Source organism: Winogradskyella bathintestinalis, from assembly GCF_030407435.1.
Taxonomy (GTDB): Bacteria; Bacteroidota; Bacteroidia; order Flavobacteriales; family Flavobacteriaceae; genus Winogradskyella; species Winogradskyella bathintestinalis.
The window spans coordinates 434,605-460,326 of record NZ_JASDDK010000002.1; the positions used below are offsets into that span (position 1 = coordinate 434,605).

The 25,722-nt window shown below is 34.3% G+C and carries 19 protein-coding genes; 11 read left to right on the top strand and 8 right to left on the bottom strand.

All coding sequences use genetic code 11. From position 1 onward, the window contains the following. Positions 1-610: 610 nt before the first annotated feature. Positions 611-952 (bottom strand): hypothetical protein, encoded by a 342-nt coding sequence (locus tag QMA06_RS06900; RefSeq protein ID WP_290206135.1) that lies wholly within the window; start codon positions 950-952, stop codon positions 611-613. Positions 953-1,561: 609 nt separating this feature from the next. Between QMA06_RS06900 and QMA06_RS06905 the strand changes: the two genes are divergently transcribed. Further along, entirely contained in the window at positions 1,562-2,311 is a 750-nt protein-coding gene (locus QMA06_RS06905; RefSeq protein ID WP_290206136.1) for a hypothetical protein, read from the top strand. A gap of 278 nt (positions 2,312-2,589) precedes the next feature. On the opposite strand, the gene QMA06_RS06910 is transcribed toward QMA06_RS06905, so the two are convergent. The 5 genes from QMA06_RS06910 to QMA06_RS06930 are packed head-to-tail and all read right to left on the bottom strand — an operon-like array spanning position 2,590 to position 8,747. Then, positions 2,590-3,567, bottom strand: a complete 978-nt coding sequence (locus tag QMA06_RS06910) for an SDR family oxidoreductase (RefSeq protein ID WP_290206137.1) — start codon at positions 3,565-3,567, stop codon at positions 2,590-2,592. Further along, positions 3,567-4,862 (bottom strand): nucleotide sugar dehydrogenase, encoded by a 1,296-nt coding sequence (locus QMA06_RS06915; RefSeq protein ID WP_290206138.1) that lies wholly within the window; start codon positions 4,860-4,862, stop codon positions 3,567-3,569. Before QMA06_RS06915 ends, QMA06_RS06910 begins: the two co-directional genes overlap by 1 nt. Further along, entirely contained in the window at positions 4,859-5,449 is a 591-nt protein-coding gene (locus tag QMA06_RS06920) for a sugar transferase (protein ID WP_290206139.1), read from the bottom strand. Before QMA06_RS06920 ends, QMA06_RS06915 begins: the two co-directional genes overlap by 4 nt. 19 nt (positions 5,450-5,468) lie before the next feature. Then, entirely contained in the window at positions 5,469-7,940 is a 2,472-nt protein-coding gene (locus QMA06_RS06925; protein WP_290206140.1) for a polysaccharide biosynthesis tyrosine autokinase, read from the bottom strand. Between the two features lie 6 nt (positions 7,941-7,946). Beyond that, a complete protein-coding gene (locus tag QMA06_RS06930; protein ID WP_290206141.1) occupies positions 7,947-8,747 on the bottom strand; it encodes a polysaccharide biosynthesis/export family protein in 801 nt (266 codons plus the stop codon). Between the two features lie 100 nt (positions 8,748-8,847). Here QMA06_RS06930 and QMA06_RS06935 point away from each other — a divergent pair, with 100 nt between their 5' ends. The 9 genes from QMA06_RS06935 to QMA06_RS06975 all read left to right on the top strand — a co-directional run bounded on the left by QMA06_RS06935 (position 8,848) and on the right by QMA06_RS06975 (position 23,450). Further along, positions 8,848-10,710, top strand: coding sequence for an ABC-F family ATP-binding cassette domain-containing protein (locus QMA06_RS06935; protein ID WP_290206142.1), 1,863 nt, complete (start codon positions 8,848-8,850; stop codon positions 10,708-10,710). Positions 10,711-10,802: 92 nt separating this feature from the next. Beyond that, positions 10,803-11,573, top strand: coding sequence for an O-methyltransferase (locus QMA06_RS06940; RefSeq protein WP_290206143.1), 771 nt, complete (start codon positions 10,803-10,805; stop codon positions 11,571-11,573). Between the two features lie 91 nt (positions 11,574-11,664). Beyond that, on the top strand, positions 11,665-12,354 hold the full coding sequence (locus QMA06_RS06945; RefSeq protein WP_290206144.1) for an ABC transporter ATP-binding protein: 690 nt from the start codon (positions 11,665-11,667) through the stop codon (positions 12,352-12,354). A gap of 297 nt (positions 12,355-12,651) precedes the next feature. Beyond that, positions 12,652-13,227: a cob(I)yrinic acid a,c-diamide adenosyltransferase gene (locus tag QMA06_RS06950; RefSeq protein WP_290206145.1), complete on the top strand. Its 576-nt coding sequence runs from the start codon at positions 12,652-12,654 to the stop codon at positions 13,225-13,227. Between the two features lie 319 nt (positions 13,228-13,546). After that, positions 13,547-13,768 (top strand): DUF2795 domain-containing protein, encoded by a 222-nt coding sequence (locus QMA06_RS06955; RefSeq protein ID WP_008272287.1) that lies wholly within the window; start codon positions 13,547-13,549, stop codon positions 13,766-13,768. A gap of 318 nt (positions 13,769-14,086) precedes the next feature. Further along, entirely contained in the window at positions 14,087-17,443 is a 3,357-nt protein-coding gene (gene secA, locus QMA06_RS06960; RefSeq protein ID WP_290206147.1) for a preprotein translocase subunit SecA, read from the top strand. A 283-nt stretch (positions 17,444-17,726) separates the two neighbouring features. Continuing rightward, positions 17,727-18,431, top strand: coding sequence for a CPBP family intramembrane glutamic endopeptidase (locus QMA06_RS06965; RefSeq protein WP_290206148.1), 705 nt, complete (start codon positions 17,727-17,729; stop codon positions 18,429-18,431). Positions 18,432-18,447: 16 nt separating this feature from the next. After that, positions 18,448-19,128 carry a hypothetical protein gene (locus QMA06_RS06970; protein ID WP_290206149.1) on the top strand — a complete coding sequence of 227 codons (681 nt, stop codon included), beginning with the start codon at positions 18,448-18,450 and terminating at the stop codon, positions 19,126-19,128. Between the two features lie 365 nt (positions 19,129-19,493). Further along, a complete protein-coding gene (locus QMA06_RS06975; protein ID WP_290206150.1) occupies positions 19,494-23,450 on the top strand; it encodes an AsmA family protein in 3,957 nt (1,318 codons plus the stop codon). Between the two features lie 59 nt (positions 23,451-23,509). On the opposite strand, the gene QMA06_RS06980 is transcribed toward QMA06_RS06975, so the two are convergent. Next, positions 23,510-24,166, bottom strand: coding sequence for a hypothetical protein (locus tag QMA06_RS06980; RefSeq protein WP_290206151.1), 657 nt, complete (start codon positions 24,164-24,166; stop codon positions 23,510-23,512). 195 nt (positions 24,167-24,361) lie between these two features. Here QMA06_RS06980 and QMA06_RS06985 point away from each other — a divergent pair, with 195 nt between their 5' ends. Then, positions 24,362-24,766: a hypothetical protein gene (locus tag QMA06_RS06985; RefSeq protein WP_290206152.1), complete on the top strand. Its 405-nt coding sequence runs from the start codon at positions 24,362-24,364 to the stop codon at positions 24,764-24,766. Here the strand turns inward: QMA06_RS06985 and QMA06_RS06990 are convergent. Then, positions 24,756-25,712, bottom strand: a complete 957-nt coding sequence (locus QMA06_RS06990) for a lipid A deacylase LpxR family protein (RefSeq protein WP_290206153.1) — start codon at positions 25,710-25,712, stop codon at positions 24,756-24,758. The two genes, QMA06_RS06985 and QMA06_RS06990, sit on opposite strands and share 11 nt — an antisense overlap. Positions 25,713-25,722: the final 10 nt, after the last annotated feature.

The window sequence follows — 25,722 nt, forward strand, 5'->3', positions numbered from 1 at the left end:
AATATGCTTTTCAATAGTCCTGATTCAGGGTAAAAATCAAATCCACCGACCAAACCTTTTTCGGAGGTTTAGCCACCTCCTTTTTTTTTTAATATGGATGAGCACATATTGGAGACCAGAACAAATAATGAAAACAACAAAATTTTGGGTTCTATTTATAAGAAAAAAACTTATAAAATTAACAGCAGGTCACAGCTCAGACCACCGACCACAAATCGCCACCTTGATTATAAAGAAAAGCATAAATAACCCAAAAAAGGAAAATCCCAAAAACCAAAGCTAAATAGTACAACCTCACCTAGCTCCCCTCTTTTTTTCAAAGAAGCGACCGAGCGTAAAGAAATAGTTCTGTGGACTGTTTTAGTGAAGTGGCGAGCTGGGGCATAGGCAAAATTCCCGAAGCACAAAGTGAAGAAAGGGGTCTCCCAAAACCCATAACAAACACCAAAAATTTAAAAACAAAACCAATTTAAGATTAACATTCACAGCCCAGCGGCAAAGAGGACGACTGAGCGCATTGAAATTGTCCAGTGGACTATTAAAAAAAAGAGCAAACCCAAGCATAGCCATAATTACGGAAAAACAGAGTCAAGAAAAAGGTGTTCAATCATTAAGCAACATCAGTCTCATCATCCAAATCAGTCACATCCGAATAGGTCTTTAAATCCTTTGCCGTCATACAAATTTCAAAATCCTTGTGTTTCAAATAACTATCATATCCGTTTTCAAGGGATCTTTTTAGATAATCATCGCGTAATGACTCATCATCAATAGGCTTTTTAGAATAAATACTCGTATTTACATAGTCAAATATCACACTAACAGGAAGATTAAATACAGTACAAAATTCATAAATATGTACTAGCTGTTGCTTTCCTAAGCGACGTTCATCGCGTATAAACTGCATAATGTTTCGTGCAGAACGCATACTCAATCCTGTAATATGTTGCACATCTGTGGAGATTAAAAAAAGCTTCTTTTTTTCCATTTGGGGAGGGTTTAAGTTCAATGTTTAATTGACTGTAATTTACGCAATCATCTACATATCAAACGTTTAAAAACATTTCTTTTCGACAAAACACATTAAAATATCAGAAAAAACTTATTAAATTAAAGTTTTACAAACTTTCAACGATTATATATGTATTTGAACGATATAAATTTAGAAAAATTTTACATAAGAGGACTCAAATTAAAAGATAGGGCACATTAATGCTATAGATGCTATATAAGTACTGCCTGGATAGTGTATGGATAGTGTATGGATAGTGTATGGATAGTGTATGGAAAATGTATAATTAGTGAGTCAAGAGAATACAGTAAATATTTTAATAACAGAACTCATAAGTGCAAATACGGAAATAAAAGTCACAATCGGCAACAACATGCCCTCATACGCAATATCGGCAATGTGAAAATTAAAAGCTCTTTTACCTCACTAAATTTACCGTATCAATAGTGGATATGCAAACTTCTAAAACACTTAGGCGCCCGTGAAAACTGAAGTTTAATATGAACTATTTATAAAAATTTTTATTAATATTTTAAAAACCCAAGTCGTATGGCTAAATTAAGAAGCTTAATCAAGATCGAAGGAACCCTAGACGATCTTACCTTTTATAAGGGCAAAGACGGGTACTTAGTAAGAACCAAAGGAGGCGTAAGTGCTAACCGTATTAAAAACGATCCTGCATTTGCAAGAACCCGAGAAAATGGTACAGAATTCGGTCACTGTGCAAAAAGTGGGAAACTTTTGCGCCGTGCCATTCTAAACTTAGTGGCAGATGCCAAGGATAACCGTGTAACTTCACGCTTAGGTCAGACCATGAGTTATGTTAAAAATGAAGACCTTACCTCGGTTCGTGGGCAAAGGCAAGTTGCGGTCGGATTGGCAACGCCAGAAGGCAAAGCCCATTTAAAAAATTTTGACTTTAATAACAATGCGCAAATGAGTGCCGTGTTATTATCCGATTTCACTTTAGATTCGGTAACTGGTGAGGTGAACATCGTTGACCTAACCCCCAATCACGATTTAGGAAAACCAGGAGGCGCTACCCACGTGAGTTTCAATACTGGATTTCTAAATTTAGATTTTGAAACAGGTGAAAAGGATTTGCAAATTAGTCCTACCGAAAACCTACCCATTAATGGTACAACAACATCGGTTACGTTAACACCTCCAGCGGCACCAACCGGCACTGGAAATCAAATGTATTTCTTAAAAGTCGCATTCTTTCAAGAGGTAAACAATGTTCAATACCCTTTAAATAATGGTGCATTCAATGCACTTCAGTTAATAGAGGTATTGTAAACACACATGCACAAATCGAAAAGCTGTCTATAAAGACAGCTTTTTTTGTTATATAAATCAAAACCCACCGTCTCAACTTACTTCGGCAGGGTAAAGAATTATAAATTAAACTGCACGTCACAGCACAAACCGCCACCTTTATTTTAAAAGCATAAATAACCCAAAAAGTAAAATTCTAAAAACCAAAGCTCATTAGTACAACCCCATCCAGCTCCCCTCTTTTTTTCAAAGGGAGGTATGAATTTGCTATAGTGGAACGAAGGCAAAGAAATGGGTGTTCAAGCAAAACTATCCCAAGTAATCCCCAAGCCTTCCCGAACCGTATATTGAGGTTTATAGCCTAGAAGCTTTTCTCCTTTTGATATATCAGCCAAAGAATCCCTCACATCTCCTTGCCTGTTAGGACCATAAGTCGCTTTTAAATCAGAGTCAGCAGCAAGTCGCAGCGACTCCCATAAATAATTAATAGTAATACGCTCACCACAGGCCACATTAAAAACCTCATTCTTAGCCGCTTCAGAAGCAAAAAAGCCTTTGACATTAGCTTGTATTACATTATCGATAAATGTAAAATCCCTAGTCTGCTCACCATCTCCATTAATATTAGGAGAGGCATCATCTTTTAAGGCTTGCATAAATAAAGGAATAACTGCTGCATAAGCACCATCGGGGCTTTGTTTTGGTCCAAAAACATTAAAATAACGTAAGCCAATAACATCCGTATTATAAGTAGTACCAAAAACATCGGCATACAATTCATTGACATATTTTGTTACAGCATAAGGAGATAATGGCTTCCCTATAGTCTCTTCTACCTTTGGTAAGGCTTTACTATCTCCGTAAGTTGAACTAGAAGCCGCATAAACCATACGTTTTACGGTTGGACTATCTTTTAAAGCAATCATCATATTTAAAAACCCAGAGATATTAACTTCATTGGTCGTTGCCGGATCATTAATAGAACGTGGCACAGAACCTAAAGCAGCTTGGTGAGATACATAATCTATCCCATCCATTGCTTTTTTACACGTCTCTAAATCTCTAATATCACCTTCAATCAATTCGAAAGCGGGATTATCCATGAATTCAGTTAAGTTTTCAAGATGACCATTGGAAAAATTATCCAATACCCTTACTTTTTTCGCCTTATATTTTAATAAATATTCCGTTAAATTTGAGCCAATGAAGCCTCCACCTCCCGTGATTAAAAAACTTAATTGAGATAGGTCGGTCGTGTGATATGGGTTTGAATACATTATAATCTGGCGTCTACGGTGTCTATAGGAAGTAAGGACTTCACGTCAAATACAACACCTGTTTGTGATTTTAATTTTGTAATATCTAATTTTAAAAACTCGTTATGAGAAACGGCTAATATGACTGCATCGTAATCTGAACTTAAAACTTCAAAATCGCTTATTAAATCGAGATTGTACTCGTTCTTAACTTCTTCTTTTGAAGCCCAGGGATCATACACATCTACATTAACGTGATAAGTTTCTAATTCTTCAATAATATCAATAACACGAGAATTTCTAATATCAGGACAATTTTCTTTAAACGTGATGCCTAAAACTAAAGCCTTCGAATCTTTGATGGTCGCTCCTTTTTTAATCATCATTTTAACCGTCTCGGTAGCCACATAACTTCCCATACTATCATTCATCTTACGACCTGCTAAAATAATTTCAGGATTATAACCAGATTCTATAGCTTTTTGAGCTAAGTAATAAGGGTCCACTCCTATACAATGACCACCGACTAAACCTGGTGAGAATTTTAAGAAATTCCACTTAGTGCCTGCAGCTTCTAAAACGTCCTTAGTATCAATATCCAATAATCTGAATATCTTAGACAATTCATTTACAAATGCGATATTAATATCACGCTGAGAATTTTCAATAACTTTAGCGGCTTCAGCAACCTTAATGGAAGGTGCTAAATGGGTACCAGCGGTAATCACTTTGAGATATAAATCATTAACTTTTTGGGCAATTTCAGGTGTTGAACCCGACGTTACCTTCAAAATTTTTGTTACCGTATGCTCCTTGTCACCCGGATTAATACGTTCTGGCGAATACCCTGCAAAAAAATCTGTATTATAGGTTAGTCCAGAGACGTCTGCTAAAATAGGAACACATATATCTTCAGTGGCTCCAGGATAGACTGTAGATTCATAAATTACAATATCGTTTTTAGACATGGTTTTTCCTACCGTTTCACTAGCCTTAATTAAAGGAGTAAATACAGGCTTGTTTAAGGCATCCGTTGGTGTTGGTACGGTAATAATGTAAATGTTCGTAGTCTCTAAAACCTCAATATTATCTGTAATATATAAGCCCTTGTCTGCATTTAAATCCGTTGTTAAAACAGATTTTAAATGGTCATTATCAACCTCAAGTGTTTTATCTAAACCCGTATTTAATTCGGTGATACGTTGTTTATTAATATCGAAACCAACTACAAAGAATTGCTTTGCGAATTCTACAGCAAGAGGTAAGCCGACATAACCTAATCCTATAATTGCAATTTTATCTTCTGATTGTGTCATTTGTTTAAAATGGATTTTAAAATAAGTGTCAAATCTAAGTAAAAACTATAATTTTGAACGTACTTTTTATTGATTTTCACTTTATCAGCCCAAATAACCGTTCTATTGTAGGCATTTGGATCTGATTGTTGTTTTAAAATACGCTCTTCATCTCTGTATTTTAATGTAGCAGGACCAGTAATACCTGGTTTAACGACTAAAATAATTCTATCGTCTGATTCTAATGTATCCGCAAATCCCTGCAAGTCCGGTCTAGGCCCTACAAAACTCATATCGCCTACAAGCACATTAAATAGTTGAGGAAATTCGTCGAGTTTAGAACGTCTTAAGTATTTGCCTAGTCTAGTAGCACTATATTCAATTCGACCCAGTTGATGATTACTGCCTTTTAACGTTCTAATTTTATAGATTCTGAAGAGCTTAGCATGTTGACCTACACGATATTGTGAAAATACCCCGAATTGTTGCGTATCAAATGAAGCTATAATAATTAATAACAGCACCGGTATGGTTAAAAGTGGGAGTAACGCTACAACTAAAACCACATCAAATACACGTTTAACCTGAAGTTGGGTTTTGGTAATCAAAATAAAGGATTAAAACAGGTTATATTCTTCTTAAGAAATTTTTAAATCGTTTAAATAGTGATGGCTTATCTTTTTCATGATAAGAATTCCCATAAACACCATAGCCGTAACCATAACCATACCCATAGCCGTAACCATAATTGTGATTGTTCTTGTGCTTATAAAAGTTAAGCACAAAACTCACATTTTTTAATTCACCTGTACGGTATTTAGCATTAACCAACTGTAGCATGCCTTTTTTCGTATAGTCCAATCGCAACATAAAAATGGTGGCATCTGTATATTGCACCAACTCTAAAGCATCTGTTACCAAGCCTAAAGGTGGCGTATCTAAAACAATCATGTCATACTCTTGTTTTAGAGTATGGATCAGTGTTTTTAAATTACCACTCATTAATAATTCAGAAGGATTAGGAGGAATAGGCCCCGAAGGAATAACATCTAAGTTGTCAATATGTGTATGCGTCGTTATTTCGTCCAAAGTGCCATCACCAATCAAATAATTGACGACACCTTTATCATTGGTCATGTTAAAATCATCAAAGATTTTTGGTTTCCGTAAATCTAGACCTAATAACATCGTCTTTTTTCCAGAAAGGGCATAAACAGTCGCAATATTAATAGACGTAAATGTTTTTCCTTCACCACTAACGGAAGAGGTCACCATCAAGGTATTGGCCTTGCTCTCCGTTAACTGCTTTTTAAATATAAATTGTAAACTCGATCTAATGGCTCTAAACGATTCCGCCACTGCTGACTTCGGTTTTTCGAAAGCGACTAAGTTATTTTTATAACGGTATTTCCCGACTAAACCTAGAATAGGAATTTTAGACATTCTTGTGATCTCATCAGAGCCGTGTATGGTATTATCTAACAAGTACAAGAAAAATATCAACAGCATAGGAGTAAAGAATCCCATCATTAACGCCATCATATAATTCAGGGTTTTATTAGGCCCTATTAAGCCTCCCCCTATATCTTTAGCCTCATCAATAATGGTGATGTCCGAAATATTTGCAGCTTTTACAATAGCGGCTTCACTGCGTTTAGCCATATAAATATTATAGGCATCTTGACTGATGTCTAATTTCCGTTGAATCTTTAAAAATTGTTGTTCATCCTCAGGTAAACCACTCAATTTCGCTTCTAAATTCGCAATATTCCGATGTAACGTTCCTATCCTTACACCAATGGTTTCTTTTGTAGCGTCTATAGTTTCAAGCAATACATTTTTTTCAGAATCGATGCGACGATCTATTTCTTTAAAAAGTCCAGAACTTTCTTTTGTAGTATACTCTAGATTTTGACGTTCTGCAGCTAACGAAACAATTTTAGAAACACCACTTAATATATTTCCTTCATCAATACCAACACTAGTCGGTGCGGCTATATTTGTATAATCTGTTTTGGTATTTAAATAAACTTCAAGATTGTTTAAATATTCTAATTTTGACTCTTCTTCTTGCTTTGCTAATTCAAATTGACGCAACTCTTCTGAAATTTGAGATATTTCCGTGCTCACATTAAACACCTTGTTATCCCGTCTAAAGTCATTCATTTCATCCGTAAAATCTTTGAGATCTACGTTGACAGCCGCCAAACTACTATCAATAAACTTTATGGTATTTGTGGCATATAAATTTTTGCGTTCTAATTCTGTTTTACTTAAAATTACGGAAGTTGTATTAAGAAAATCAACGATTTTGTCTTTGTTATTTCCAGCAAGTTGCAATCTTAAAATAGAAGCCGATGAGGACGCAAACGACCCAATAATTATTCTAGACTTATAACCATTAACAACACCATCGAAATTACTAAACTTCAAAAAGTATTCGTCTCCTGATTTTATATTTGCAGTAGGCTTAATTATGATTTTACCATGAAGAAATGACAAATCGATAACCTCACCACTTTTATAGGTTTTGGTAAAGGGTCCTTCCGGCATCTTAACCCTGGTTCTAGATTTATCATTGTATTGTTGACCTGATGCACTTGTACCTTCAAAAGCCGTAAACACCTCAAATTCGTTAGCATTAAAAAACCGAATACCAACAGGGTAATTTAACACCTGCGCCTTAGATTTATCGATAATAAATTCAAAAGGAGCCTTTTTATAAATATCTATTTTTCGATACTTGCCTTCTTGCAAATACTCCATGTAATATTGAAGGGAATCGACGACTATTTCATTATGCGTACGTGTTTTTATAGCGGTCATCACCTTCCCTACTTTTCCAGATGCACCGCCCCAATTAAAAGATATACTGGTATTTGCAGTAAAGAATGGGTTTTGATCATTATCGACCGATATTAAAGAATCTAGTTTGTAAACGTTCTGCTTTCTAACGTTTATAAAGTAGGCTATCAGCATGGCGACCCCGACGCAAACGAGCACAAATTTCCAAAGGTTTAATACTTTAAACAGATAACCTCTAAAGTCAAAACTTATATTTTGTGACTCTTGTTCTTCTATCTCATCGTAATCTCTCATAGTAAATTATAGGCGTGAATAAAGTAAGATTCCAGTGGTGATTAAAGACATAATCGAAGCTATCGTAGCAATACTAGATATGGCAGTTGTGCCGGTACCTATTGATTTTTGAACTAATGGTTTTACATAAATAATATCATTAGGCTGTATGTAATAATAGGGAGATTGCATCACTCTAATATCTGTTAAATCGAGATGATGGATTTTCTGACCTTGTGGATATTGACGAATAATCAATACGTCCTTCTTATTTCCAGTAACAGGTATTTCACCCACATTGGCAATGGCTTCAAAAATATTAACACGTTCTGTAAATAACACCTGACTTCCAGGGGATCCAACCTCGCCATTAGCCGTATAGCGTAGACCAGCCAATTTTACCGAAACAAAAATATTAGCGGTTTCTTTAAATTGCTCTTCTAACAATTGTGTTTCAATTTTCTTTTCTATTTCCTCAGTTGTAAAACCCAATACATTAACGTAACCGAGGGTAGGAATTCTAATATTACCATGCACATCTACCGTAAAACCATCAAAAAAAGCACGCTCTGCACTACTGGCATTTAAATTGCCTTCTCCCGTTGGATTTAATATAGATACCGTTTCCTGGTCGAGTGCTTTTACTCTAACATTTAATATATCATTAACTTGAACCCGATAAGGTTTCTGAATTTCCGTAAGATTATTTGGAATACTGTCGTTTGTAGAGTCTGCTTTGTTCTGAAGATATATCGTGTCTTTATGGGGAATACAAGAGGACACAATTACACAACTCAATAAGAGAATTAAAAGCTTTATGCGCTTCATAAATATTACAAATCTTTAAAGACAAATATAATGTATCAATAGTAATATCAAAACTATTACTATTCTTTTTGGTTTATTTCCGTTCTTTGTAAAAAAAAGTTTGAATTACCTCAACGTCGAAAACATATCAAAGTCTTATGGAGAGCTAGTGCTTTTCAAAGATTTATCATTCAGTATTCATAAAGACCAAAAAATTGCTTTTGTCGCTAAAAACGGAAGCGGAAAAACGTCTATACTAAATATTTTAGCAGGAAAAGAGTCTCCAGATAATGGTCAAATAGTGATTAGAAACGGATTACGATTGGCTTTCTTAGATCAAGAACCCGATTTAGACGCTAATCTTACGCTTGAAGAAACCATTTTTGCCTCAGACATCCCAACCATTAAAGTTATTGAAGCTTATGAAAAAGCGTTAAAGAATCCAGAGGATACTGACGTCTACCAAAAAGCGTTTGAGGCGATGGACAGAAACAATGCTTGGGAATTTGAAACGCAATACCAACAAACCTTATCGCAATTAAAATTAGAGGACCTTACGTTAAAGGTGAAAACACTTTCTGGAGGACAGAAAAAGCGTTTAGCGTTAGCGCAAGCCCTTTTAAGCAAGCCAGATATATTAATTTTAGATGAGCCTACCAACCATCTCGATTTAGAAATGATTGAATGGCTAGAAGAGTATTTCGCTAAAACACAACAGACTTTATTTATGGTAACGCACGACCGTTATTTTTTAGAGCGTGTTTGTAATGAAATCATAGAGTTAGACCAAGGTGAATTATTTACCTACAAAGGAAATTATTCGTATTATTTAGAAAAGAAAGAAGCTAGAATTGAAAACCAAGCCACCGAAGTTGGCAAAGCAAAACAACTCTACAAAAAAGAACTCGAATGGATGCGTCGCCAACCAAAAGCGCGTACTACAAAATCTAAAAGTAGAATTGATGATTTTTCCGAAATAAAGAGCAAAGCACATAAACGCAGAAACGATCACCAAATTCAATTGGAGATAAACATGGAGCGTTTAGGGAGCAAAATTATTGAATTTCATAATGTGTCAAAATCCTTTAAAGACAAAACTATTTTAGACGGTTTTGAATATACTTTTAAAAAAGGCGAACGTATTGGGATCATCGGGAAAAATGGCACTGGTAAATCCACATTTCTTAATTTGTTAACGCAGACGTTGCAACCTGATTCAGGAAAAATTGTCATTGGCGAAACCGTAAAAATTGGCTATTACACACAAGGCGGAATTAAGGCTAAACCCAACCAAAAAGTGATTGATGTCATTAAAGAATTTGGGGATTACATACCATTAGCAAAAGGCCGACAAATTAGTGCACAGCAATTATTAGAACGTTTTTTATTCAATCGCAAAAAACAATGGGATTTTGTTGAAAAATTAAGTGGAGGTGAACAAAAACGACTGTATTTGTGTACCGTTCTAATCCAAAACCCTAACGTACTCATACTCGATGAGCCCACTAACGATTTAGATATTGTAACACTAAACGTCCTTGAAGATTTTCTTATGGATTTCCCCGGTGTACTTTTAGTTGTCTCTCACGATCGTTACTTTATGGATAAAATTGTAGATCACATGTTTGTTTTTAGAGGCGAAGGTGTCGTTGACGATTTTCCTGGGAATTATTCAGATTTTAGAGCTTATGACAATAGCCAACCAAAACAAATTGAACAAGCAGAAAAAACGGATAATACTAAAGCGGTAAAACAAAACGAAGCCAAAAAATTAGATTATAACGAACAAAAAGAATACAAGAATATAGAATCAAAAATTAGGGCCTTAGAACTTGATAAAAAGGCAATGGAAGCGAAATTCCTTAACCCTGATTTATCACAAGACGAGATTACTAAACTCTCTGAAAAGCTACAAGTTATTATTGATACAATTGAAGAGAAAGAGATGCGATGGTTTGAGTTGTCTGAGAAACTTGAAAATTAAGGTTTAGTGTTCCATTCATAGAAAAAAGTGAAATGTCATAATGTTTAATTTTCTAACGTCTTTTTCTTTGCGCTTCGCGTGAAAAAACAACAGTGTACCAAATAATATCATATATAAAATTCCTAATCAGATCCACCAATCAACATGGTGTCCACTCCCCTTTTGTCTATAATTTTGTCACCAAATGCTTGTATGACAAATCTAAATTAGATGAGGATCAAAAACTAGATCAATACAGAACTAATTTATTAAATTCTGACACTATACTTAATGTGGAGGATTTGGGAGAAGGTTCAAAAATATTTGACACTAAACAGCGGAATGTGAGCCAAATGGCAAAAACATCGAGCAGTTCTAAAACGAATTCGAAATTACTTTATCGGATTGCAAAATATTTTGATTTTAAAAATACGTTAGAATTAGGTACATCTTTAGGCATGGGAACCTATGCTTTGGCTTTAGCTAATTCTGAAGCTAAAATTACAACTATTGAAGGCTGTTCAATTACGTCTACTTTTGCCAAATCTAAACTAGACAATATGCAGATTACAAATGTGCAATTTCTTATTAGTAATTTTTCTGAAGCGATCCCTAAATTAAAAGAAGATAGTTTTGATTTTATTTTCTTCGACGGTCATCATAATAAAGAAGCCACAATTAAATATTTTGAAACCTTATTACCGAAAACACATAATGAAACCGTTTTCGTTTTCGACGATATTTACTGGTCAAAAGGCATGACTGAAGCCTGGGAATACATAAAATCTCACAATGCCGTAACAGTCAGTATAGATTGCTTCTATTTAGGTCTTGTATTCTTTAGAAAAGAACAAGTAAAAGAACATTTTACAATTAGGGTGTAACAATCGCTCAACTTTAACGTCTTATTAAACAAATTACTGCGAAATCCATTATCTTGCAGCATATAATAAGCAACCACAAGACCATTTAAATATGAGTGACAACGTCATTGAAATTAGAAATATCATTAGGGATTTTAAATTAGGCCAAGAGATTGTTCATGTTTTAAAAGGCATTGATTTAGACATTAAGCGCGGTGAATATGTCGCTATTATGGGACCATCTGGCTCAGGCAAATCCACACTTATGAATTTATTAGGTTGCTTAGATACACCAACGGCTGGTTCTTATAACCTAAATGGTAATGATGTAAGTGAAATGTCAGACGATGATCTCGCAGATATTAGAAATACCGAAATTGGTTTTGTGTTTCAAACATTTAATTTATTACCAAGAACTACGGCTTTAGATAATGTGGCCTTGCCTATGGTTTATGCAGGCGCGTCTAAACAAGCGAGAGAAGAACGTGCATCTCAAGTGTTAACTGATGTAGGACTCGCAGATCGAATGGATCATAAACCCAATCAACTTTCTGGTGGACAAAGACAACGTGTTGCCGTCGGTAGAGCCTTAGTCAACAAACCCTCTATAATTCTTGCTGATGAACCCACAGGTAACCTAGATTCTAAAACAGGTACCGAAATTATGGCGCTTTTCGATGAAATCCATGCCGCAGGAAATACTGTAATTATGGTAACTCACGAAGAAGAAATCGCAGCACACGCCAAACGTGTTATCCGCCTTCGTGATGGTGTTATTGAGAGTGACACCTTTAACAATTAAGCAGTTCGTAGTTTACAGGTATAACTTGGAATCATTCAACATTTTGAATGAAGTGACAAATCTTTGTTAATAGTCAAGTCTCAAATTTTAACATAGTCGAAATCATCAGATTTCAGATTAGAGAGCGAAGAAAAGTAACTGTGAAGCGCAGCTTCAAACATAAAGTTTCGATAGCGAAGGGTGCTTTAACAATTTCCCATATTTTGATTATGGTTTACTGATTCGTTTTGTAGCGAGACAAAAGGAATGAAAAAAATTCTCTTTCAACATATCATTCTAAACGCTTAACTTTGAAATATGAAAGTATATACAAAAACAGGAGACAAAGGTACAACTGCACTTTTCGGAGGCACACGTGTCCCTAAATATCATATAAGAATAGAAAGCTACGGAACAATTGACGAATTAAATTCGCATATTGGCCTAATTAGAGATCAAAAGATTGACCAATTGTATAAAAATACGCTGATGGACATTCAAGATCGTTTATTTACAGTTGGTGCCATATTAGCTACAGATCCAGAAAAGGCCACCCTAAAAAGCGGAAAAGAACGATTAAACATTCCCAAAATTTCTAATGAGGATATTGAAAGATTAGAAAAAGAAATGGATCTTATGGAAGATAGTCTTCCACCAATGACGCATTTTGTATTGCCTGGGGGTCATCAAACCGTGTCATTCTGTCACATTGCAAGAACCGTTTGCCGTAGAGCAGAGCGCTTGGCGTCCCATCTTAATGATTTAGAACCGTTTCAACCCGAAACGTTAATGTATATTAATAGACTATCTGACTACCTTTTTGTATTGGCACGGAAGTTGTCTCATGAGTTACAAGCTGAAGAGATTAAGTGGATTCCAAAAAAAGAATCATAGAGATCAATCGTTGTGCTTCGTTAGAGGTAAATTTTTTATTATTCAAGCGTTGCAAAACGAAGTGATCTTGCCGAGAATAAATTTTCAGATTAGGATAACAGAGGCAAACGATATCCGAATATAAAAGTTGAAGATTACACGTTCTTTGTATTAATGATAAAACATTTATGAGTGTACGTTGATTTATTTAAAATACACCATTATAAATGTTTGATGAGACCGATAAATTAATAAGTATCGTTTACGAATTAATTTGATTTTTTCTTGGATTGTTCAACTAAAAAATTATTTTTGCAAAAATTAAATTACACACACAATTATGTATTGGACATTAGAATTAGCATCTTATTTAAGTGATGCACCTTGGCCAGCAACCAAAGATGAGCTTATTGACTACGCAATTAGAACAGGAGCACCTTTAGAGGTTGTTGAAAATTTACAAGCAATAGAAGATGAAGGAGATTCTTACGATTCTATTGAAGAAATTTGGCCAGACTATCCAACTGACGAAGACTACCTCTGGAACGAGGATGAATATTAACATATAAAATTATTATAAAAAAGTCTCTTGCGTTATCTTAACTAAGAGACTTTTTTTATTTTCGGATGCTATTTTAATTTAAAATTAAAACGGAATCAGATTTATAGAATTTACAATTGAAAAATTGTCCCCTTGAGGATTATTGAGATGAAAGAATTCTTTTAACGAAAATACCGAGCGAAGCTCATTAGGGGTGTTTTAAAATTTAAAACACATCTAAATTTGAAATTTATTACAACAATATCAGCACGATAATTTCAAACTAACTGAAACAAACAATAAGATTGAAACCATTCAATCGATTAGAAAACATACAATATGACTTTTTTAGATAAAGTACTTAAAGTTTTTGTTGGAGATAAATCCAAACAAGATGTTAGTGCTATTAAACCCATCGTAGCAAAAATAAAAACGTTTGAAGCAGCGCTCGAAGCCCTATCTCACGACGAACTTAGAGCAAAAACAGCCGAATTTAAAGCTACCATTGCAGAAGCCAGAAAACCGCTTCAAACTAAAAAAGATGAACTTTTAGAAAAAGCAAAAGTCACCGAAGATATAGACGAACGCGAAGATATCTACCTAGAAGTCGATAAAATTGATGATGACATTTACGAAGTAACAGAGGGAGTTTTAAACGATATTCTTCCTGAAGCTTTTGCTGTGGTTAAAGAAACGGCGAAACGTTTTGTTCATAATACACAAATCCCTGTTACAGCAAATGCTTTTGACCGTGAAATTTCTGGTGAGCACGATTATGTAACCTTAGAAGGAGACCAAGCTATTTGGGCTAATTCTTGGGATGCAGCAGGTAAACCAATTACCTGGGATATGATACATTATGATGTGCAGCTCATTGGTGGTGTGGCCATGCACCAAGGTAAAATTGCAGAGATGCAAACTGGTGAAGGTAAAACCTTAGTAGCTACATTGCCTGTGTATTTAAACGCATTGGCAGGCAAAGGGGTTCACTTAGTAACGGTTAACGACTACTTAGCAAAACGTGATAGCGCATGGATGGCACCAATTTTTCAGTTTCATGGTATGAGTATCGATTGTATTGATTACCACTCACCAAACTCTGATGCACGTCGTAAAGCCTATAACGCAGATATTACTTACGGAACTAATAACGAATTTGGTTTCGATTATTTACGTGATAACATGGCACATTCGCCAGACGATTTAGTGCAACGTCCGCATCATTATGCTATTGTCGATGAGGTTGATTCGGTTTTAGTCGATGATGCACGTACCCCATTAATTATTTCTGGTCCGGTGCCGAGAGGAGATGAGCATGAGTTTGATGCTTTAAAACCAAAAGTGCAGCAAATTGAAGAAGTACAACGTAAATATTTAGTGGGTGTTTTAGCCGAAGCAAAAAAGTTAATTGCTTCAGGTGATACTAAGGAAGGCGGTTTTCAATTATTAAGAGCTTATAGAGGTATTCCAAAAAATAAAGCTTTAATTAAATACCTTAGTGAAGAAGGTATTAAGCAACTACTTCAAAAAACGGAAAACTTCTATATGCAAGATAACAATAGAGAAATGCCTAAAGTAGATGCAGAACTCTATTATGTAATTGACGAAAAAAATAATCAAGTTGAATTATCCGATAAAGGTGTAGAATTTTTATCTGGTAAGGACGATCCAGATTTCTTCGTGATGCCAGAAATGGGAACAGAAATCGCTAAGATTGAAAGCCAAGGCTTATCGTCTGAAGAAGAAGCCAATTTAAAGGAAGATTTATTTAGAGACTTTGGTGTGAAGTCCGAACGTATTCACACATTAAACCAATTATTAAAAGCTTACGCGCTTTTCGAAAAAGATAACCAATATGTGGTTATGGACAACAAGGTTATGATTGTCGATGAGCAAACGGGTCGTATTATGGATGGTCGTCGTTATTCGGATGGACTGCACCAAGCGATTGAAGCTAAGGAAAATGTAAAAATTGAAGCGGCAACGCAAACCTTCGCCACGGTAACGCTTCAAAATTATTTTAGAATGTATCGTAAACTGTCTGGTATGACAGGTACAGCGGTTACAGAAGCTGGAGAACTTTGGGAAATCTATAAATTAGATGTGGTTGAAATTCCAACTAATAGACCAATCGCCAGAGATGATAGAGACGATTTAGTATACAAAACTAAGCGCGAAAAATACAATGCTGTTATTGATGAAGTTACTGAATTAGCTAACGCAGGACGACCAGTATTAATTGGTACAACCAACGTTGAGATTTCAGAACTATTAGGAAAAATGTTGAGCATTAGAAAAATCAACCACAACGTCTTAAACGCGAAACAACATAAAAAAGAAGCCGACATTGTTGCACAAGCTGGTAATGCAGGTCAAGTGACCATTGCGACGAACATGGCTGGTCGTGGTACGGATATTAAATTAAGTGAAGAAGTTAAAGCCGCGGGAGGTTTGGCCATCGTTGGTACCGAACGTCATGATTCGCGTCGTGTAGATAGACAGTTACGAGGTAGAGCTGGCCGTCAAGGAGATCCAGGAAGTTCACAGTTTTATGTGTCTCTTGAAGATAATTTGATGCGTCTATTTGGTTCTGAGCGTATTGCTAAGATGATGGATAGAATGGGCTTGAAAGAAGGCGAAGTGATTCAACATGGTATGATTTCTAAATCTATTGAACGTGCTCAGAAAAAAGTTGAAGAAAATAACTTCGGAGTTCGTAAGCGTTTGTTAGAATATGATGATGTCATGAACGCCCAACGTGAGGTGGTGTACAAACGTCGTCGTAATGCATTACATGGAGAGCGACTAAGAGTAGATTTGGCCAATATGATTTTTGATACTTCTGAAGGTATTGCCTTTAGTAATAAAGATGCTAACGATTATAAGAACTTTGAGTTTGAACTCATCCGTTACTTCTCTATGGAATCGCCAATTTCTGAAGCCGATTTTGGAAAAAAGAGTGCTCAAGATATCGCAGGAATCATTTATAAAGCAGCGTTTAAACATTACAGAGAAAAAATGCAACGTGCTGCAGATTTAGCGTTTCCTGTTATAGAAAATGTATACAACACCCAACGCGATAAATTTAAGCGTATCGTGGTTCCGTTTACAGATGGGGTTAAAAACCTACAAGTAGTTACCGATTTAGAAAAAGCCTACGAAACCAAAGGAACACAGTTAATTAATGATTTTGAAAAGAACATTACTTTAGCGATTGTTGATGATGCTTGGAAAGTGCATTTACGTAAAATGGACGAATTAAAGCAATCGGTTCAGTTAGCTGTACACGAGCAGAAAGATCCATTACTTATCTATAAGTTCGAATCTTTTGAGTTGTTTAAATTGATGATTGACCAAGTGAATAAGGATGTGATATCGTTTTTATTTAAAGGAGAAATTCCACAAGAAACGGCTAATACGATTCAGGAAGCCAGAGTACGTAAGCAAGAAAAATTAGAAACTCAGAAAGATGAGATTCAAAATTTAGACGAACGTGCTTCTCAAAGTAGACGTGCTGGCGAAGGTGCTTCTCAGCAACAACCGCAAGTGGTGGAAACCATCGTTAGAGAACAACCAAAAATTGGTCGTAATGATAAAGTGACGATTAAACATGTTATGAGTGGAGAAGCTAAAGAGGTAAAATACAAACAAGCTATCCCATTAATTGACAAAGGAGAATGGGTTCTTGTTGAGTAATTTATTCCTACCAACGCAGTCTCGTAACTTCGTGATCTTGAAAAAATTATAAGATTCTAACATAATTTTGCTCTAATAGCAGATTAATATTAAAATCCTGATGTAACCCATCAGGATTTTTTTATAAAATATGATGAAGCGGTGGCCAAAACCGAGTTTGTGGAATTCGTAAAGAAGCACTATTAATTTTTTATTCATTATTGTAATTCAAACTTAATTTAATAGAAGTCCATAGATTTTAGTAACTTTAAAAATAGTTCAGCCAATTTAAAACAACCACTAAATGTTAGGAATCTTAATTGCAATTGCCATTTCGTGGTTGCTTTTGCGTCTAATTGAAAAGAAGACATTAGTAGTTCTAGGAATGTGTCCTGTTCCAAAACGATTAAAACAATTCTCCATAGGATTTTTAATTAGTGCAGTGTGCTGTATTCTTATTCAATATTTAGAGGCCTATTTAAAATCTTCAGATTGGATTTTCAATAAGGCGATTCTAAGTCAAACCATTCTACATTCATTTTGGTGGGATTTTAAATCTGTACTGACTGAAGAACTGATTTTTAGAGGAGCTTTACTATATATTTTAATTCAGAAAATTGGGTCAAATAAGAGTTTGCTAATTTCGGCAATTGCATTTGGGGTTTATCATTGGTTCTCTTTGGGAGTGATAGGGAATGTAGTGGCCATGGTTTTAATTTTCATTGGAACTGGTGTAATGGGTTATGCTTGGGCTCTAGCTTTTTATAAAACCAAATCGATTTTGCTACCGTTTGGGCTTCACTTAGGCTGGAATTTTATTCATAACACCATTTTTTCTCAAGGCCCTTTGGGTGAAATGCTCCTAATCGCTAAAGGCGGACATGAATTAACGGAATGGAATTCGCTCCTTAATTTTGTTAGTGGAATGGTCATTATACCTTTCTTAATCTTAATTTATGTAACCTATTTTGTAAAAAAAGAAAACGACTTAAATTTAACAGTTAACTAAAAAACAACACGTAAACATGAAACATTTATTTAAAACAATAGTTCTTACAGGAGTATTATTATCCTGTAATTCAAATGAAAAAACACAAACAACCACAGCGGAAGCCCAAGACAGAGAAACGACAGAAAAAAGCGTGGTTAAAGAGGTCAATAAAAACTTAAAACCTATTGATACAAACGATGCCCTAATTGCAACCGCATTGATGGCTGCACCAGAAGCAAGTCGAGAAAATTGTAAAGTAATTGGTTACAATATGGCTGGCGAATTTGTTACCTTAAAAGAAGGTGACAATGAATTTATTGTTCTTGCAGACGATCCCAATAAAGAAGGATTTAGTGCTGCTTGTTACCACAAAGACCTAGAGCCCTTTATGGCTAGAGGAAGAACCTTAAAGGCGGAAGGAAAGAAACATCAAGAAATATTTGATATTCGCGAGGAAGAAATGAAAGCTGGTAAATTTGATATCACGACTGGAGCGACGTTACACATCTACTCCGGACCAAACACTGAATATAATCCTAAAACATCTAAAGTAGATAAAGCACAACTCCGTTATGTGGTGTACCTACCATGGGCTACAGCGGAATCTACGGGCTTACCTGAAGCGCCAGTTGCTTCAAATCATCCTTGGATTATGAATCCTGGAACGCATAGAGCGCATATTATGATTTCTCCTTTAGCTGATGAAGAGAAATAATTAATGCCTAGGTATTAAGTAAGTCGAATAAAAAATTACTCTAATAGACGAGTGATTGTAGCTGAATACTCATTCAATTAAACACTTTTTAATTCTAAACATTATATATCAATATAGTTGACGTAGAAAAATTGAGTTTAATTGATTGAGTTTATTTCCATAAAAAATTGCAAATGGAGGTTTAGTATACTTAGACTTAATAGCAATGACATGATTAAATTACTAGAGATAGGTTAAGAAGAGCTATATTATATTCACATCACTTATAGATACTTCAAGTTTTTCCGATTGAATACTTGCGAAAGTATTTTAACCGTTATATTTTCAATTCAAATATTCTTCTTAATTTCCCATAAAATTCTACTTTGGACACCCCAAAACCTAAGAACAATAAATCCAATTACCGCAAATGGCGTAAGCGGGCTTTTGCTGTCTTATTGGTTATTATCTTGGTACCTACTGTTCTTTTTACCATAGGTTGGTTTAATAGGAATACGATTCTAGATGTTTTACAAGAGTGGTATAGTGAAAATAACTCTGGTACTTTAATCATTAGCAAAGTGAATGCCAGCTTTATTAGCGACTTCCCAAACGTGGGCTTTACCTTAAAAGACATTGAACAAACTAATGTAGATACAATATCAGATAAATTTTCGAGCGTAAAAATTGAGGAAGCTAAACTAGTTATTGGAGCTGCAAATTTATTACGCGGAAACATTAAATTTGAGAATATCGTTATAAAAAATGCGGTTATCTCTTCAGAGGTCATTTCTAAAAGATCGTTAGCCTACCATGAACAGTTAAAAAAAGACAAAGAAAATAGTAACCGTAAGGGTATTCAAATGCCAGAATGGCTACATGACAATGGCGCTACATTTTTACTGAACAATGTAAAATACATAACTAAAGATTCTATGTTAGATAAGTATTTTAATATAGATATTCATACAATTGAGGGTTCATATAACGGAGATGAATTAGAGCTCAACGGCAACTTAAAAATGAATATTACCGTTAATAATCTTGGTTTTAACACCAAGAAAGGCAGTTATTTTAACGGAGCTCGTGTTTCTGGACATCCGAAATTTAAAATCGATTTAGAAAACGATATTATTAACGTACCCAAATTTTTATTTAAAGTTGATAAGCAAGTATTTAATTTAAGTGCAAATTTTGATCTTGTAGACTCCAACCAATATGAATTTAATCTTGAAAATTCCGAAACTGATTTTGAAGCGACTAAAAACTTATTGCCTAATAATTTGTCTACCGAAATAAAAAAATACAATTTTCAAAACCCCATAAATACCAACCTTAAACTCTTCGGGAAATTTGCCTATGGCAGCAATCCAGATATTGAATTAGATTTTTCTACGAATAAAAATAACGTTGCAATCGATAATAAAATACATCTTAAAAATGTTATTTTTAATGGTCACCTCACTAATAATATTTATCCAACGGATAGCTTACGTCGTGCTTTAAAGTCAACCAAAGATTTTAAAATAACCTTCAATACTTTTGATGCGAATATAGATGATATTGACGTTAGTATTAATAATGCCTATTTACAAAGTACTCCAGAAATTTTAAATTTCATAGAAGCAAATATCAATTTAGCAGGAAGCAATGAAGCATTGGCAAAATTAATTGAAACCGACAATTTTGATTTTAAAGGAGGAACTTTTCAATTAAAAGCTGTCGTTTCTGGGGACATACCAGATGCGCGTCAGTTTATTAATAAGGCAACCGGCAATTTTAAATTAAAAGATACGCAAGTCATTCTTAGAAAAAACGGTTTACAATTGCCTATTGAGATTATAGATCTAGATTTAGAGAGAGCGCATTCCACATTACGTAAATTAATCGTCAATTTTCCTAATGGTGAGGACTTAGTTCTAAAGGGGCAACTAACAAATAGTTCTGGACTTTTAGCTAAAAATCCTGATAAACCAACCACGAGCAATATATTACTTAACTCTAAAAAACTAAATATCGACGACATAATTTCATTATCAAAACAATTTATACCAAAATCTGATAAAAAAATCGATGATCGTAAAAACCTACATGAAACCTTAGATGCCGTTTACACCCAATTTCATCCTAGTTTTAATATCAATGTTGATGCTTTAACTTATAAAGACATCACAATAAACAATTTAAAAACTCAAATAGATTTAGTCAACTCTAAAACCATTCAATTGAAAAATTTTGATTTCAATTATTTGGAGACCAAAACAAACTTAGAAGGTAGCATTATTGTTCCTGAAACAGAAAGTAAATTAAAAGATGCTATTTATATTAATGCTAAAGCTACATCGCAGGGCAACATTACAGTTTTTCAAAAACTATTTGACATTCAACTTTTCAAGTTTGTCTCTGGGAATTATGGATTTGAAGGCCATGTTAAAGGGAACGTAAGACATGTGAGGGAATTGCTAAACTCTGCACAAGGCGATTTCACTTTACTTAAAACTAAGCTCTATTACGAACCTGCAAAACTCGATATCGATGTCGATTCTTTAGCGCTCTTTGTTGATAAATCTGATATGCTACTAAAAAAATTCAATTTAGAAATTGGAGAACTTTATCCGTTGAAACTAAAAGGAGACATTAAGAATTACCCAAGTTTTTTAATTGACAAGGAGCAAAAAAAAGGTGCCATTTTTTTAAAAATTACCGCACCTTTTATTGATAGTAATTCATGGTTAACTACCGTTGAGTCATTAAAAGACAATAACAAGCGCGATAAAGTTAAACGCAACTTATATCGGCTTTTTAAGGACATAAATAAATTTAGTCCAGAAATAGAATTAGCGGTTGACTCCATTAAATATCAAGATTTAACTACAAAAAATGTCAAAGCACTTGTTTATTTTGAAAACGATTCCATCCTTAAATTAAGGCATTTAAACCTTGATTATAACCAATCTACAGCTAACATTCGCGGTAAGGTTAGTGCGTTCACCAAGCAGCAAGATTCGTTAAGAAAAAACCCTTTTGACTTAGATTTTGTGATTAATGCGAAAGGCAAATCCGAAGATTTAAACGCCTATTTAAAATCGAAAAACTTTATTTTTAAATCTGGTGATTTTGAGTTCAACGGGCACTACAAAGCACAATCTGAAAATCTTAACATTCTAAATACTAAAGGATATGGGGACTTAAAAATTAGTAGAGCATTAGTAGATTATAAAGCGGCCTCACTGGGAATACCTGTAGATAGTTTACATATTGAAATCAATGATGACACGGCAAGACTAGAGCGCTTAGATATCGATTTACCTGGTAAAAGTTCCGTATTTTTCTCGGGCTCTATTAAGCATTTTTCTAATTTTATTAATAACGCTATAGAAGATGAAACCCGAAGTTCTTATTTTTCAATTTATTCTCCGTATTTAAATTCAGCGGATATTAAAGAATTTTTAGCAAAATCCTCATCGCAACAAAAAAAATCGAGCGATAGTAAATTTACTATTCAAAAATTAAAGTCAGCCTTAATTGGAATTAATTCGTCATTCTACCCTACAGTAAACGTAAAGATTGACACACTTAAACATAACGATTTGAATTTGACTGAGTTCGGATCTAATCTCTCGTTCACTAAACAAGGGGATTTTAAAATTAAAAACACACAACTTAATTTTTATGGAGGATCGTTAACTATGAATGTGGATGTCGGCACTAATAATGAAACCAATATTCCCATTAATATAGCAATGCAAACAAACGCTATTAACCTTAACGAACTGGCCACTAGGTTCAATTATTTTAATGATGAGCCTCTGAGAAATACAGATAAAATAGAAGGTAACCTAAATTTCAATTTGGACGCTACGGGACTATTAAATAATGATGGTAAATTAAATATTAATTCGCTAAATGGTAAAATTCACATAAACTTATCTGGTTTAGAACTTTACAATTATAAACCCATAATGAATAAGTCGTTTTTAATGAAAGACGAACGTTTTGAAAAATTAACTTTTAGACCCATAATTCAAACATTTGAAATCAAAAATGGAGTACTTATTATTCCTAGAACTGAGATTCAATCGTCTGCCCTCCATTTATTTGCTGAAGGTGAATTCAAATTTGATGAATATATGAATATATGGTTAGCCTTGCCATGGAAAAATTTAAAAAGTAAGGATGGTATTAATTTACCTGAAAAGACAAGTTATGAAAATGCAGGTGCTAAGTTCTTTTTACAAATGATTCAAGATAAAACTGAAGAAAAAGAGAAGCATCGTGATATTAAAGTTAAAGTGAGATTAAGTAATAGAAAATTACGAAAAATGAAACGTGATAAGCAATAATTCTGTTGCTCATAACAACAATAGAAAATAATTAAAGATGGTGGAATCAGTATTATATGCTAGGCTTTCAGAACAGTTTTTGTATAATTTATCATTAAATGTTCTGGTATCTCATGAAAAGTAACAGATCGCTTAAACAAAAACCATTTTTCGGTTCTAAGCACATAAGGCTCAAAACCCGAGCGCGCTATACCTTTTAAAGATGCAATATTTTCTATACCTACAAATGTTATTACCCATCTCATATTTAGATTTGGCCTTTTATCTACAATTTTGGCAATTGCGGATGGCATAATCCCCATACGTCGGTAACTAGGAACGGTGAAACCACCTTCTAATAACAATTCATCATCTTGTAATACTGGGAAAGCTCCACCCCAAAATTCTTTAATGCTTTTCTTTTGTTTAGGACCAATAAGCCATTGTCTAAAACAAGGAATATCTTCAGTAGTAGTCGCCACATAACAATTAGGAATATCGAAATCTACAAGTCCATCATTTTGCAAATCCATTACAAAATGCTCATTGTCTTTTGCAACAAAAGGCCTTATATTTATAATTATTTGCGCTTCAGGGTTTTGAAAAGTCACATTGAGATCTCGTTTTAAACCGAAGGCTTTATTAGTTGACAAAATCCGCTTAAGTATACCATTAATCATGAATTTTAGTTCTCCCTTTTTGATTAAATCAAAAATTCGAAATACTGTTTTTGTCATCCTATTTTAGTTTAAACTGATATTTTATGGCTTTTAAAAATAGCATTAAATCAAATCATTAACAAAAGCTAATGACAATACTACTCTAAATCAACTTATTTTATCCAAAGCAAAAAATTTGATTCACATGGGTACTATAAAAACCTATAATTATTTTTTCTTACCTTGAAATCCCTAACAAATCAGTAAAAAAACATGAAAAACATTTTAGCAACCATCGTTGGATTTATTGTTGCATCTCTAACGGTTTATATCATTGAATCCCTTATAGGTCATAATTTATTTCCACTTCCTGATGGTGCGAATGCCATGGACATGGAGTGGCTCAAACATAATATGGATAAAATACCTATCGGTTCTAAAATTTTTGTAGTGATTGCTCATTTTGTGGGGATTATTGTCGGAATGTTTGCAGCCGTAAAAATATCTAAACAAAGTATGATACCCTCATTCATTGTTGGTTTGTTGATGCTCGCTGCAACCTGTTTTAACATTATTATGTTACCGAAAGAGTTGTGGTTCACCATATCTGATGGATTATTAGCTATTGCCGGATTCTTAATTGGAAAAACTTTAGCTCAAAAACAAATTACAATGTAAATCCAATTCTAATACCACCCCATTTTGCAGACGAACCCGAATTGAATTCTTTGGTGATGGCTGATCTCATATATTCAAAATAAAGCGTTTTCGTTTTTACCACTATACCATAATTATATTGTGCCGTAAAGCGCTCTAAGTTTTGAGAAGAGATTGTATAAGGACTTTTATTATTGAGCAAACCACCTTGCAATGTGGCATCATAACCAATCGCACTCCACCTAGGTTGTCCGTAAAAGTAAACTTGGAATTTTCTTTTATTTTCTAAATGATCAAATGCAGAATTTAAAACACCTAATTGCACATTAAAACCTACAGATACATTGGTATACAAGGTGCCCACTTGTGCCGAAGCGCTGCCTTGAAATCCAAATAGATTTCGATGTTTATACAGTTGTTTTTCATATTCAATACTGTAATTTAGTACCAGATCATTTTTAATCTGATTATCCCAACCCATGGGAATTTTATTTCCTGTAGCTTCATGAATGCCTACTTGCATTTCCTTACCGAAAGCTGCAGGACCAATTATCCCTAAACTCATAGTTTGAGACCTCCTAATTTTACGGATCGTATCAGTCGCTACGGTAAAACTATTTAACATAATGGCTGAAGCAAAAGGTCGGTCTCCAAATTGTATGGTTTCACGCTCATAATCGTTTGGGGTAAACCCAATATGTTCTATAGAAAGTCCATATTTGATGAACGATTCTTCTGGTTTAAAAAAAATATAATTGATAGGATTTTTTATTAAACACGGTAAAACCAATTCAATATTGTAGCCTTGGGTATAATTTTCATCTGTGGCCGCAAAGTAATCATTATCGTAATGAAACCTGAAATAGCCATCTTTTTCGATATGGCGAAATGAAATGGTATTATCTATTTTTTGTGCCAATAGACCGATGGGAAGCAAAAAGAGTAAACTGATTAACGTTAGTCTCATACTTATACAT

Excerpts from the sequence above, each read along its gene's own strand:
- QMA06_RS06965 (WP_290206148.1), top strand. The coding sequence starts at position 17,727 with ATGTTAGGAATCTTAATTGCAATTGCCATTTCGTGGTTGCTTTTGCGT.
- QMA06_RS06950 (WP_290206145.1), top strand. The coding sequence starts at position 12,652 with ATGAAAGTATATACAAAAACAGGAGACAAAGGTACAACTGCACTTTTC.
- QMA06_RS06915 (WP_290206138.1), bottom strand. The coding sequence starts at position 4,862 with ATGACACAATCAGAAGATAAAATTGCAATTATAGGATTAGGTTATGTC.
- QMA06_RS06970 (WP_290206149.1), top strand. The coding sequence starts at position 18,448 with ATGAAACATTTATTTAAAACAATAGTTCTTACAGGAGTATTATTATCC.
- QMA06_RS06925 (WP_290206140.1), bottom strand. The coding sequence starts at position 7,940 with ATGAGAGATTACGATGAGATAGAAGAACAAGAGTCACAAAATATAAGT.
- QMA06_RS06980 (WP_290206151.1), bottom strand. The coding sequence starts at position 24,166 with ATGACAAAAACAGTATTTCGAATTTTTGATTTAATCAAAAAGGGAGAA.
- QMA06_RS06985 (WP_290206152.1), top strand. The coding sequence starts at position 24,362 with ATGAAAAACATTTTAGCAACCATCGTTGGATTTATTGTTGCATCTCTA.
- QMA06_RS06910 (WP_290206137.1), bottom strand. The coding sequence starts at position 3,567 with ATGTATTCAAACCCATATCACACGACCGACCTATCTCAATTAAGTTTT.
- QMA06_RS06930 (WP_290206141.1), bottom strand. The coding sequence starts at position 8,747 with ATGAAGCGCATAAAGCTTTTAATTCTCTTATTGAGTTGTGTAATTGTG.
- QMA06_RS06990 (WP_290206153.1), bottom strand. The coding sequence starts at position 25,712 with ATGAGACTAACGTTAATCAGTTTACTCTTTTTGCTTCCCATCGGTCTA.
- QMA06_RS06955 (WP_008272287.1), top strand. The coding sequence starts at position 13,547 with ATGTATTGGACATTAGAATTAGCATCTTATTTAAGTGATGCACCTTGG.
- QMA06_RS06905 (WP_290206136.1), top strand. The coding sequence starts at position 1,562 with ATGGCTAAATTAAGAAGCTTAATCAAGATCGAAGGAACCCTAGACGAT.
- secA (WP_290206147.1), top strand. The coding sequence starts at position 14,087 with ATGACTTTTTTAGATAAAGTACTTAAAGTTTTTGTTGGAGATAAATCC.
- QMA06_RS06945 (WP_290206144.1), top strand. The coding sequence starts at position 11,665 with ATGAGTGACAACGTCATTGAAATTAGAAATATCATTAGGGATTTTAAA.